Genomic DNA, 12,026 nt, shown 5'->3' with positions numbered 1-12,026 from the left:
ACTAAGGGTAAATAAAACATCTAACTTTTTGAATTTTAATGTATATGTAAAAGCAATTATGCACATACAGTATGCCTTTTAGTCTTCACAATAAGAATTCAATAGACCAACCTATTGAATTCTTTCTTGAACTTATAGCGATCTTTGAAATAAAATTAATGGGAATTACTTTTTATCATAATTTTATGCGAGTGCTACTATGAGGTTCGACGCTATGAATGTTACGGTTAATCAAAAATATCCTAAATTATTGTAAAATATTGTTTTTTATAGCCAATACAGCATTTTTATAAGCTTACAGATTATATTGATGATTCTTAAAAGCAGTATCACGCACACAAATTTATTTAAATTTTTCAATAAAATATAGGTTCATACTCACTAAAAAATAAATATTAAATTATTTTTAGGGTTTAAGTACTGCTTGCCAATATTCTCTTAACTCAATCTTTCAACCGTATGATAACAATGAATCACTATTGCTTGTTGGCAAATACCTTCTGCCCGACGCTGTTGTTCAAAAACTTGTCGAGACATTGACTCCAAACTATCAAAAAACCAAATTTCATCCTCTTCAATGCTATACACCAATGAATGATTTCCCACGCCATCCAAATCATCATAGAAGACAATGACCAATGCTTGATTATTTTCTATTTCATACTGAATCGCCTGATAACTTAAAGCAGGTAAAATAGGAATTGCTAATTGCCCTGCTTCAAAGTATGCATCTTGCTCTTTAACATGCTGATGCGGATCTATATCTGTATAAAAAGAAATATCAAAGCCTAACTTATACAATGCGACAGCTAAACCAATAGTAAAGGTACCATCCTCAGCATCGTGTTTAGACAATTCAATCAATTGAGTAGGTGAAATATCCAATCCGTATTGCCGAATCACACACCACAATGTAAATACACCACAATTTGATGATAAGTTCAAAATTTCATCAGGCATGCTCATCGCTAGCTTTCACTTATATATTCCAACCGAGAACTGTATTATCTTCGAATAACTTACATAAAAAAACGACTCCGAAGAGTCGTTTTTTCTACTCACTAAAAGTAACTCAATTATTGAGCAGCTTCTGGTTGAGCAAGAACAGTACGGCTACCAGTGATCGCAGCGAATACGCGACGGTTCATAGCACGACCTTCTTTAGTTTTGTTGTCAGCAATCGGTTGATCCCAAGCGAAACCTTGAGTAGACAAACGAGATGCATCAATGTTGAATTCGCTTACAAGTGCAGATTTAACAGAGTTAGCACGTGCTAAAGATAAACGTTCGTTTAACTTACGTGGACCAGTATTATCTGTGTGACCTTCAATACGAGCAGTCGCATTCGGGAACTCATTTAACTTCTCAGCAACCTTAGCGATTTCTGGTTTGTATTGTGCTTTGATATTTGATTTGTTTGTATCAAAGAATACACGAAGTTCCATGTTAAGTGGTTCAGTAATCTCTTGTGGCGCTGGCGCTACAGGAGTAGGAGCAACAGGCTCAACTGGAGCAACCTCTACTACAGGCGCAGCAGGTTTCAAGTGACCACCAAGAACTACGTTAAGACCAGCAAGTGCTGTATAGTTCCAGAAGTCTTCATCGATGTTATACGTTGCACGAGCTTCTGTACGAAGAGATAAAGCATCATTCAAGCGCCAGAAAACACCTGCACCCGCATTACCTAGAGTACCTTCTTCACCGTCACGATATGCTAATGCAGGAGCATCAAATTCGTATTTATAGTGACCAGCACCTAATAATACATAAGGTTTGATTTTGCTGTCATAGTTTTTAGTGATCAAGTCAGAAGTAACATAGAAGTTACCATTGATTTGTTTCTGTTTATATTCACCAGCGTTAGGATCTACATCACCTTTCACTTGGTTATATTCAGCTTCAAAACCTAACCATGGAGTTAATTCAACACCAAGAGCTGCACCAACAAATAAGTCATCTTGTAATTCATGGCTATCTGTTAAGTTACGGTTGTTGTGCTCAGTGTCTTGGAAAGTATAACCAACCAATAATGGGGTTACAGTTACACCAGCGTTAGCAGCAGCTAATGGCGCAGCAACAAGCATAGCAAGTGCGATACGACTCAATTTCATGGATATCCTCCAGAGATAACAATTGTTGTTCAAACTCAGCCTAAAATTTTTTGGCTTCCTGAGATAAGCTTTCTATATACCCCAGTATTATTTTTAAGCTACTCACGTTGAATCATACAAACACTTGAGAGTTTTTCCAAGTGCTTGATAACTTTAATCAAGCTCATTATTGACAAAATTACTTACAATTTCCGTTGTAATTCGGTAAATTTTTACTCGATTATCTTTGTGAATACCTTACTCTTTGCAATAACTTTATTTTAACAGCAAAACAATACGATAGTAATACATATTTTACAAACTTGTCTGTTACTGTGTAAATAAATAGAAAAATATTTAAATTCATAAACATAAAAAATTAAAGTTGAATTAAACATGTACTTATATTGTAAACAATACGGTTTAACCTTAGTTGAACTCGTCGTTTGTGTCTGTATTATCGGTATTATTGCTCTTATAGCAACTCCATATTTTCTTCATACACTGCAAGAAAACGAACGAAAAAATATTTTTCCTTTACTTGATCAACATATAAAATTTGCAAAAAATAGTGCTGTTTTACATCATAATACAATTATTATTTGCTCCAGCTCTGATCTTGAATCTTGTCAAAATGATCAATGGAATGCAGCTATTCTTATTTTCATAGACAAAAACAATAATAAACAACGTGATAGCAATGAGCCCATATTACAACAAACAAAAACCCAGTTTAAATATGGTTCTTTAAAATGGGCTGGCAGCATTACCCATCAAAAATTATTAGCTTTTCAATCAGATACTGGCTTACCTAGAGGATCTCCAGGTAGTTTTTATTATTGTAGTTTAGATGATCCAAGCCTACATTTACGTTTTAGAATGGGACAAATGGCACATTTAAAACAAGAACCGACAGCAACATGCTAAATTTTTAAGAATGAAATTGATCTCTACAGTCCACAATTCTATAAATAAGCCACTTTATTCTTATATCTTTTTTCATATACTGCATAAGACCAAGTTTATTTAACATAAAAGAATGTGGAGATTAGAACAATGACAGACATCGTAATTGTCAATGGTGCCCGTACTGCAATGGGCGGATTCCAAGGCAGCTTAGCAAGTGTAACTGCACCTGACCTTGGTGCAACTGTAATCAAGGAAGCTGTTGCACGTGCAGGCTTACAACCTACTGATGTTGAAGAAGTGATCATGGGTTGTGTTCTACCTGCTGGTTTAAAGCAAGGCCCTGCCCGTCAAGCAATGCGTAAAGCTGGACTTCCTGATACAACAGGCGCTGTGACTATTAACAAACTTTGTGGTTCTGGGATGAAAGCTGTGATGCAAGCTGCTGATGCAATTAAAGCAGGTTCTACTAAGGTCATTGTTGCTGGTGGTATGGAGTCTATGAGCAATGCACCCTATTTACTGCCAAAAGCACGTGGTGGGTTTCGCATGGGGCATGGCGAAGTAAAAGACCATATGTTCTTTGATGGTTTAGAGGATGCTGAAACAGGTCGTCTCATGGGATCATTTGCACAAGACATGGCAAATACCAAAGACTATACCCGTGAACAAATGGATGAGTTTGCCATTCGCTCATTAAAACGTGCACAAAATGCTATCAATGAAGGCTATTTTGCAGATGAAATCGTTCCTGTCACAGTTTCAGGTCGTAAAGGCGATGTCATTATTGACAAAGATGAACAACCTTTTAATGCCAATATTGAAAAAATTCCAACTTTACGCCCTGCTTTTGCAAAAGACGGAACCATTACAGCTGCCAATGCAAGTTCGATTTCCGATGGCGCATCTGCTTTAGTGTTGACTTCTTCGGAATATGCATCTGAAAAAGGCTTAAAACCTTTAGCAAAAATTATAGCTTATGCTTCAAATTCACAACACCCTTCTGAATTTACAATTGCGCCAGTAGGTGCCATTCAAAAAGTCCTGAATAAAACAGGTTGGGATGTGCAAGATGTTGATTTATGGGAAATCAATGAAGCATTTGCAATGGTGACCATGTGTCCAATTGATGAGTTCAAGCTAGACGCAGAAAAAGTTAATATTAATGGTGGCGCTTGTGCCTTGGGTCATCCTGTCGGCTCTACAGGTTCACGTATTATTTTAACGTTAATACATGCACTTAAACGTACAGGTGGTACAAAAGGTATTGCCGCACTATGTATTGGTGGTGGCGAAGCAACTGCTGTTGCCGTCGAAATTTTATAATTTTAAGGTTATAAAACTTAACACTAAAATCCCTCAATCTTGAGGGATTTTTTATTTTTGATCATTACATTTTATTCATCAAATTTTAAACGTATAACTGTTAGATTATTTTCTTCAAAACAAAAAATGGATCTCAGGATGCAACTCAATCATTATTTAAATTTTGAAGGAACAACTGAAGCAGCTTTTAATTTTTATAAATCAGTTTTTGGTGGAGAGTTCTTAAATGTCATGCGTTATCGTGATCTTCCTGTTGAAAATGAGGTGCAATTATCAGAACAAGATCGTGAAAAAATCATGCACATTTCTCTTCCAATCAATGATTTTACAGTTTTAATGGGCTCAGATATCAATGATCAGTTCTGCGCACAGAACAACACGCCTTTTATTGTCGGTACAAACCATTATATTTCTATCAATCTTGACGCCGATGAGCAAGCCGAAGCACAGCGTTTATTTACGGCTTTATCTGGAAATGGTCAAATTGAAATGCCTTTGCAACAAACATTCTGGGGTGCTCTTTATGGCACTTTTAGCGACCAATTTGGAATTAAATGGATGATAAACTGTCAGCTTTAAGGGTTTATTTTTAAATAAAAAAATGGTGCTGAATCAGACTACTTTTATCTTCAAATATCTAAAGATCAATATTTGAAAACTACCCAATAAATAGCAATCAGTCCCATACGAAGAAAATAAAAAAGCCGAATTTCCATTCGGCTTTGCTTTACGCATTTAGCAATATTTTAGAGTAACTCTTTACGCAATTGTTCAGGTGTTTTCATTGATAGCAAACCCGGTGCAACATCAAATGCTGTCTTTGCACCATATTGCTGCATTTGATTTAGACGGTAGCACGCGCGTGCATAAGCAACCAACACACTCGCTGTAAACTCAGGATTACTTTCAAGTTTTAATGAAAATTCGACAACTTGATTATGTTTATCACTGGTATTACCACTGCGAATCACAAAACCACCATGTGGCATTTTTTGATGATCTTTTTTCAGAGTTTCTTCATCAATAAAGTTTACAGTCGTATGGTAGTCTGCAAAATAATCAGGCATTGTGATAATTGTTTGTTCTACAATTGCCGCATCTGCCCCATCTTCAAGCACCACATAACATTCACGTTGATGCTTGTCTTTGGTGGTTAATGTCGGTCGAGCCCCACTGCGCACTTGTTCAATCGCTGTGCTAGAGGGAATCGTATATTGCACGCCTGCTTTCACGCCTTCAACTCGGCGAATCGCATCAGAATGTCCTTGGCTTAAACCTTTCCCCCAAAATGTATAAGTTTCACCATCGGGTAATAACGCTTCACCAAACAAACGGTTAATCGAGAACATCCCTGGATCCCAACCAATCGAAATCATGGCTGTTTTCTTATTCGCTGTCGCAGGCGCATCCATTGCAGCATAATATTCAGGAATACGGGCATGTGTATCAAAACTATCTACCGTATTAAATTGGCTTGCCAAGATTGGACCTTGCTGTGGTAAATCATCTTTGGAGCCGCCACATAGAATCAGTACATCAATCTTGTCTTTAAAATCAGCAAGTGAATCCATATGAAAAACAGCAGTTTCAGCAAAACATGGAGAAACTGTTTGTGGTGCACGACGCGTAAAAATACCTACCAATTGTAAATCTGGATTTTTCTGAATCGCAGTTTCAACGCCACGCCCAAGGTTGCCATAGCCTGCAATACCAATACGAATAGAATTTTGCATAAAACAATGTCACTTATGAATAAAAAAACTCAAAACAAATAAGTATATAGAAATGCGATATAGCATTTATTTAACTGATAATTTATGTCTTCCCATCCAGATCATAATTCTGGATTACTGTCGACATAAACTATCCACACCATAACACATTAAATTAATTTATTATAAAACATATAGATATAATTTTTAATTTTCTACTTATTCAAATAAAAAAAGCCTGCATGATGCAGGCTTTTGATTTTACTTAGGTAAATTTTAAACTTTTCAAGCACCCGTTTGATAGCTTGCGTGAGCAACCGCAGTTGATGCTTGATAAGGATTGGTAAAATCAGCTAAACCTGCAGCAGCTTCTTGGATATCTTTGCCTTCTTTAATCACAAAAGTATCAAAACCAGCACGTTTCATGTAATTCAATACATCTTTGAATACATCACCCGTTGCACGTAGCTCACCTTGATAACCTTGGCGACGCAGTAATGCAGCAAATGAATAACCACGTCCATCATTAAAACCAGCAAAATCAATAAAAATCGCATCTAACTGATCAAGTGGAAATGTATTGGTTTCAGGTGAAGCATCAACCGTAAGAAATAAGGCTTTTTTACCTGAAACATTGGAGATTTGATCCAACTGCTCCACAGTCAAAAGCACATCGCCTTGTGGCAATACCCCATCTTCAGCAATAATTTGATAGGTGTTCTCTGCGATCGTGCCATCTTTAGAGAGGACTTGTAGTGCTGTATTAAGCATATGCACGCTCCTTAAATGGTTGAATGCCGACACGACGATAAGTTTCGATAAACTCTTCACCTTCGCTACGAAGATCAAGATAAGTATTTAAAATCTCTTCCACCACATCTGGCACACGTTCCGCAGCAAATGAAGGTCCTAAAATATCACCAATCGAAGCATCATGGTCTGCATTGCCACCCAAAGTGATTTGGTAGAATTCAGCACCTTTTTTGTCAACACCCAAAATACCGATATTACCGACATGGTGGTGACCACAAGCATTCATACAGCCCGAGATATTGAGATCCAATTTACCTAAGTTATAAATAGTATCTAAATCATCAAAACGACGTGAAATAGCTTCTGAAATTGGAATCGATTTTGCATTTGCCAATGAACAGAAATCACCACCTGGACAGCAAATAATATCGGTAATAAAACCAATGTGTGCACGTGCAAGATTATTCTTTTCAAGGATTTGCCACAATTCAAACAAATCTTTTTGTGGCACATCAACAAGCGCAATATTTTGTTCGTGTGTGGTACGCAGCTCACCAAAGGTATATTTATCCGCAAGCTCTGCGATCAAATTCATTTCTTCAGTGGTCATATCACCTGGCGCAACGCCTGCACGTTTTAGCGAAATCGTGACGATACGATAGCCTTTTACTTTGTGCGTATTGGTATTGATATTAAACCATTGTTTAAATTTAGGATGTTGTGCAAACAACTCACTAAAATCTTCATCCGCATAATCTTGATAGTCAAATGGCGTAAATTCCTCATCCATTTTCTTCAAAGTTTCCGCATCAATTTTTAAAGTTTTAATGGTATGTGCAAATTCGGCTTCAACTTTTTCAGCAAAAACTTCTGGTGTTAATGCTTTAACTAAAATCTTGATTCGTGCTTTATATTTATTGTCACGACGACCATGTAAGTTATAAACACGAAGCACTGCTTCTAGATAAGCAATCAAATCTTCACGTGGTAGGAAATCACGGATAAAGCTACCAATGATTGGAGTACGCCCTAAACCACCGCCTACTTTGATTTTATAACCCAACTCACCCGCAGCATTACGTGTTAAATACACACCAATGTCATGGAACGATGTTGCTGCACGATCAATTTCTTCTAATGCAGAAACAGCGATTTTGAACTTACGTGGTAAGAATGCAAACTCAGGATGAAACGTTGACCATTGACGAATCAACTCACAAGTTGGTCGTGGGTCAGCAATTTCACCTGCCACTACACCTGCATATTGATCCGTTGTAGTATTACGAATACAGTTTCCTGAGGTTTGGATGGCATGCATTTGAACAGTGGCTAATTCTTGCAACATATCAGGTACATTTTCTAGCGCAGGCCAGTTAAACTGAATGTTTTGACGCGTAGAGACATGTGCATAACCACGGTCAAACTCTTGTGCCAATGCTGCAATTTTGCGTAATTGTTTAGAGTTCATCAAACCATAAGGCACAGCGACACGCAACATCGGCGCATAACGCTGAACATATAAACCATTTTGCAGACGAAGTGGGCGATACTCATCTTCAGTGAGTTTACCCGCAAGATAACGTTCCGTTTGATCACGGAATTGTGCAACACGTTCATTCACCAATTGCTGGTCAAAATCAGTATATAAATACATGGCGTACGGCTAGTAGTTTCATTATAACGACGCACAATATAACGAGTATTGATCTATCAACGAAATGCGTTTTTTACATATTTCATAGCGGTTTTATTGATAAGAGCATTGTACTGTTCGATTTTATAGGCTTTACAGCGATTTAGCTTAAGCTTATTTAAGTATTTATATTTTTAATCATTGCTTATCTTTTTTTATGCTAAACACTTAATACCAATATCCCAACATGTCTAAGACCGACTGTTCAGACCATTTTTTCTGACAAATACGTTTATACATCAGCTCATTTTCAATATATTGCTCTTGTATACCATAGTTTTTTAAATGCTCGATCGCCAACCATTGCACAGTCTGATTTGTCGTATGAAAGCCTAATTTTCGATAAAACTCAGGTTGCTTGGTGGTCAGCAGTAAAAAGTCAATATTTTGCTCAAACTTAGCAACCATATGCTCTAAGGCACGAATTAATAACTTGGAGTAACCTTGATTTTGATAGTGTGGATGAATGGCAAAATCAATCAGCCCTAAGACATAAATCGGCTGTTGATCCAAACGCATCACACGATAATCCAAAGCAAGCTGTCCGACCAGTTGCTGATCTACGCTTAGAATCAAACGATAATGCGGCAGTTGTTTAAAATAGGTTCGCCCATAAAAACATGCATCAGGAAAACAAATTTTTAATAGTTCTGCAATTTGTGTTTTTAAATCATGGCTTAACTTAAACTCTTCAATCAGTTGAATATCCATCGTCCACCCGATTAGGACTATTTACGCTTGAGTTTAAAGTGTCATGTTTGCACAATCATGAAATAGGCAGAATAGTTAACCTCTATTTAAATTCTTAAATAGGTATTTTCCCATTGCCCTTGTTCAAACTCAGCTTCGATCAATTGCACATAACGTCCATGCACATGATCAATCGCAATACAATCATCTACGTCCAAAACACGATCGGTATGTGATTTTTGCCAATGACGTGCAAAATGCTGTTTGCCTTTTTCTTTGGCAACCATGGCATTTTGTGCAACGATCAAAACATAACGATGTAACTCGCCAAATTCACGTGCATCATAGCCACCTAAATTGATCAGCCATAACTTTTGATCGGCTTGATTAGGTGCTGCATCGGTAAATTGAATCCGATATTTTTTATTTTCAAACGTTAAGCCTTGTAACTTTGCCCACGCATCAATATGTAAGCCTTCTGGCTCACCAAACCAAGCATTTTTCAGTTGCGGGTAGATCTCTTCCAGAGCATCACCAATGGCAAGTACTACATCATGAACTTCGGTATTGGCGCGTGCATGACGACCACCAAGCATGACAATGAATAAACTCGACATATATTTCTCTCAATCAAAGTTTGTATATATTCATAATAAAACCAATCTATGCAATGATCATAATGCATGATCTAGAAAATGAATGACTAAGACCTACCAAATATTTGAAATTTAAAAATCAGAACAACTGGACTAAAATATAAAAATCATTATTTTTCAAAATACTAACAAGATACTTCTTATTATTATCATTTTTATTGGTTTTAAAATATTACTTGAGTATTTTTTCTTTACTCAACAAGCCCTTTCTCGAAAGAAAGGGCTATGCAAGCATGTTACATATCCACCATTTCCACGCCATCAATACGTGCAACGGTCATTAAGTCTTTATCACCACGACCTGAAACAGTCGCAATAATAATTTGATCTTTCGACAGTGTGGGTGCCAGTTTGGTCACGTATGCCATGGCATGCGAACTTTCTAGCGCAGGAATAATCCCTTCAATTTGGGTTAAATCACGGAAACCTTGCAAAGCTTCTGTATCGTTAATCGGTACATAATCCACACGATGCATGTCTTTTAAAAAACTATGTTCAGGACCTACGCCTGGATAATCTAGACCCGCAGAGATTGAATGTGTTTCAATGATTTGACCTTGCTCATCTGACATCAGGTAAGTACGGTTACCATGTAATACACCGACATGACCTGCATTTAATGGTGCTGAATGCTTGCCTGTTTCAATGCCATAGCCTGCTGCTTCCACACCATAGATTTTAACATCTTGATCGTTTAAGAATGGATAAAATAAGCCCATCGCATTTGAGCCACCACCGACACATGCCACAAGTGCATCAGGTAAACGACCTGCTTGTTCTAAAATTTGCTTACGTGCTTCACGCCCAATGATCGATTGGAAATCACGCACCAATTGTGGATAGGGATGCGGACCTGCCACAGTACCAATCACATAATAGGTTGAGTCAACATTGGTCACCCAATCACGCATTGCTTCATTTAATGCATCTTTTAAAGTTTTAGAGCCACTTTCTACAGGGACAACTCTTGCACCTAACAAACGCATACGATATACATTCATGGCTTGACGTTTGACGTCTTCTGCGCCCATGTACACCACGCATTCCATCCCTAATCGTGCGGCGATAGTCGCTGTTGCTACACCATGTTGACCTGCACCCGTTTCTGCGATAATACGTTTTTTACCTGAAAGCTTTGCCAACAATGCTTGCCCAATGGTGTTATTTACTTTGTGTGAACCTGTATGGTTGAGGTCTTCACGTTTTAAATAAATTTGCGCACCACCAAGCTCTTTCGACCAACGCTCAGCATGATAGAGTGGACTTGGACGACCCACATAATATGCCAAATCACGGTCAAATTCTGCCAAGAACTTTTCATCTGTTTTCATGCGGTTATAGAGATTTTCTAAATCTTCTAAAGCCGCCATCAAGGTTTCTGATACAAAACGTCCGCCATGGATACCAAAATGCCCTTTTGCATCAGGAAATTGGGTATAGTCAATCACTTGATCTTGTAAATCATTTTGTTGATTACTGTGCTGATCCACGTTGGACTCCTTGCATAAATTGTTGAATAAGTTGTTGGTCTTTTATACCTTTTGCGAACTCTACACCGCCACTGACATCGACTGCATAAGCATCCGTTGTCTTGATCGCATCTTCAATATTTTCAGGTGTTAAACCACCAGCCAAAATCAAAGGAATATCGAGTTTTGGAAATTTTTCCCAATCAAAGCAATGCCCTGTTCCACCTTTAAGCTCAGGATGCCAAGCATCTAACAGCATAGCACTTGCGCCTGCTTGATGATATTGCTTAATCTCTGCAATCACATCTAGATCAGGTTTGACTTGGATGGCTTTATACCAACGGCGTTGGTGTTTTCTAGCAATTTGCTGACATTGTGCAGCAGTTTCATCACCATGAAATTGTAAAATATCCAGTGGAACTTCTGCCAAAACTTGTGCGATTTCATCACTGGTTGCGTTTACAAATAAACCCACAATGCTGACATAAGCAGGAATATGTTTCACCAATTGTTGAGCGTGTTGCACTGTCACATGACGTGGACTCGGTTCATAAAATACAAAACCGATTGCATCTACACCTGCATCTACCGCAGCGTGGACATCTTCAATACGCGTGATTCCGCAAATTTTGGCACGTGTTCGCATAGTTTTAACTTTAATTCCATTTTATATAAAAATAGATATAGATATTGTCTCTATTTTAGCGCAGCCATTGTAAAGCAATTTTCAA

At 37.7% G+C, this 12,026-nt stretch carries 12 protein-coding genes; 3 read left to right on the top strand and 9 right to left on the bottom strand.

Annotation, left to right across the window (positions count from 1 at the left end; all coding sequences use genetic code 11):
* Positions 1-438 precede the first annotated feature (438 nt).
* Together HUS24_RS13765 and omp38 are read right to left on the bottom strand one after the other, a co-directional pair.
* Entirely contained in the window at positions 439-960 is a 522-nt protein-coding gene (locus HUS24_RS13765; protein ID WP_254433862.1) for a peptidase C39, read from the bottom strand.
* Positions 961-1,076: 116 nt separating this feature from the next.
* Positions 1,077-2,111, bottom strand: a complete 1,035-nt coding sequence (gene omp38 / locus HUS24_RS13760) for an outer membrane protein Omp38 (protein WP_173912489.1) — start codon at positions 2,109-2,111, stop codon at positions 1,077-1,079.
* Between the two features lie 375 nt (positions 2,112-2,486).
* On the opposite strand from omp38, the gene HUS24_RS13755 reads away from it, so the two are divergent.
* From HUS24_RS13755 to HUS24_RS13745, 3 genes are all read left to right on the top strand, one after another.
* Positions 2,487-3,017, top strand: coding sequence for a GspH/FimT family pseudopilin (locus HUS24_RS13755; protein ID WP_173912588.1), 531 nt, complete (start codon positions 2,487-2,489; stop codon positions 3,015-3,017).
* Between the two features lie 129 nt (positions 3,018-3,146).
* Entirely contained in the window at positions 3,147-4,322 is a 1,176-nt protein-coding gene (locus HUS24_RS13750) for a thiolase family protein (protein WP_173912488.1), read from the top strand.
* Between the two features lie 138 nt (positions 4,323-4,460).
* Entirely contained in the window at positions 4,461-4,901 is a 441-nt protein-coding gene (locus HUS24_RS13745) for a VOC family protein (protein ID WP_173912487.1), read from the top strand.
* A gap of 167 nt (positions 4,902-5,068) precedes the next feature.
* On the opposite strand, the gene HUS24_RS13740 is transcribed toward HUS24_RS13745, so the two are convergent.
* The 7 genes from HUS24_RS13740 to HUS24_RS13710 all read right to left on the bottom strand — a co-directional run bounded on the left by HUS24_RS13740 (position 5,069) and on the right by HUS24_RS13710 (position 11,941).
* Entirely contained in the window at positions 5,069-6,055 is a 987-nt protein-coding gene (locus HUS24_RS13740) for a diaminopimelate dehydrogenase (RefSeq protein WP_173912486.1), read from the bottom strand.
* A gap of 264 nt (positions 6,056-6,319) precedes the next feature.
* The gene (locus tag HUS24_RS13735; RefSeq protein ID WP_173912485.1) at positions 6,320-6,805 is read right to left on the bottom strand and encodes a DUF934 domain-containing protein; all 486 of its coding nucleotides are present in this window, start codon (positions 6,803-6,805) and stop codon (positions 6,320-6,322) included.
* Positions 6,798-8,441, bottom strand: a complete 1,644-nt coding sequence (locus HUS24_RS13730; RefSeq protein WP_173912484.1) for a nitrite/sulfite reductase — start codon at positions 8,439-8,441, stop codon at positions 6,798-6,800. Before HUS24_RS13730 ends, HUS24_RS13735 begins: the two co-directional genes overlap by 8 nt.
* 207 nt (positions 8,442-8,648) lie before the next feature.
* Positions 8,649-9,191, bottom strand: coding sequence for a GNAT family N-acetyltransferase (locus HUS24_RS13725; RefSeq protein WP_173912483.1), 543 nt, complete (start codon positions 9,189-9,191; stop codon positions 8,649-8,651).
* Positions 9,192-9,277: 86 nt separating this feature from the next.
* Complete coding sequence (locus tag HUS24_RS13720) at positions 9,278-9,787, bottom strand: DUF1543 domain-containing protein (protein WP_173912482.1); 510 nt, start codon at positions 9,785-9,787, stop codon at positions 9,278-9,280.
* Positions 9,788-10,062: 275 nt separating this feature from the next.
* On the bottom strand, positions 10,063-11,316 hold the full coding sequence (trpB, locus tag HUS24_RS13715) for a tryptophan synthase subunit beta (RefSeq protein WP_173912481.1): 1,254 nt from the start codon (positions 11,314-11,316) through the stop codon (positions 10,063-10,065).
* Positions 11,300-11,941 carry a phosphoribosylanthranilate isomerase gene (locus HUS24_RS13710; RefSeq protein WP_173912480.1) on the bottom strand — a complete coding sequence of 214 codons (642 nt, stop codon included), beginning with the start codon at positions 11,939-11,941 and terminating at the stop codon, positions 11,300-11,302. Before HUS24_RS13710 ends, trpB begins: the two co-directional genes overlap by 17 nt.
* Positions 11,942-12,026: the final 85 nt, after the last annotated feature.

This window comes from Acinetobacter sp. Marseille-Q1618 (assembly GCF_902809855.1).
GTDB lineage: Bacteria > Pseudomonadota > Gammaproteobacteria > Pseudomonadales > Moraxellaceae > Acinetobacter.
This window is presented reverse-complemented; position numbering and strand designations above follow the sequence as displayed.

Bases quoted from the DNA above. Each gene is read 5' to 3' on its own strand.
- HUS24_RS13765 (WP_254433862.1), bottom strand. From the start codon at position 960: ATGCCTGATGAAATTTTGAACTTATCATCAAATTGTGGTGTATTTACA.
- omp38 (WP_173912489.1), bottom strand. From the start codon at position 2,111: ATGAAATTGAGTCGTATCGCACTTGCTATGCTTGTTGCTGCGCCATTA.
- HUS24_RS13755 (WP_173912588.1), top strand. From the start codon at position 2,487: ATGTACTTATATTGTAAACAATACGGTTTAACCTTAGTTGAACTCGTC.
- HUS24_RS13750 (WP_173912488.1), top strand. From the start codon at position 3,147: ATGACAGACATCGTAATTGTCAATGGTGCCCGTACTGCAATGGGCGGA.
- HUS24_RS13745 (WP_173912487.1), top strand. From the start codon at position 4,461: ATGCAACTCAATCATTATTTAAATTTTGAAGGAACAACTGAAGCAGCT.
- HUS24_RS13740 (WP_173912486.1), bottom strand. From the start codon at position 6,055: ATGCAAAATTCTATTCGTATTGGTATTGCAGGCTATGGCAACCTTGGG.
- HUS24_RS13735 (WP_173912485.1), bottom strand. From the start codon at position 6,805: ATGCTTAATACAGCACTACAAGTCCTCTCTAAAGATGGCACGATCGCA.
- HUS24_RS13730 (WP_173912484.1), bottom strand. From the start codon at position 8,441: ATGTATTTATATACTGATTTTGACCAGCAATTGGTGAATGAACGTGTT.
- HUS24_RS13725 (WP_173912483.1), bottom strand. From the start codon at position 9,191: ATGGATATTCAACTGATTGAAGAGTTTAAGTTAAGCCATGATTTAAAA.
- HUS24_RS13720 (WP_173912482.1), bottom strand. From the start codon at position 9,787: ATGTCGAGTTTATTCATTGTCATGCTTGGTGGTCGTCATGCACGCGCC.
- HUS24_RS13710 (WP_173912480.1), bottom strand. From the start codon at position 11,941: ATGCGAACACGTGCCAAAATTTGCGGAATCACGCGTATTGAAGATGTC.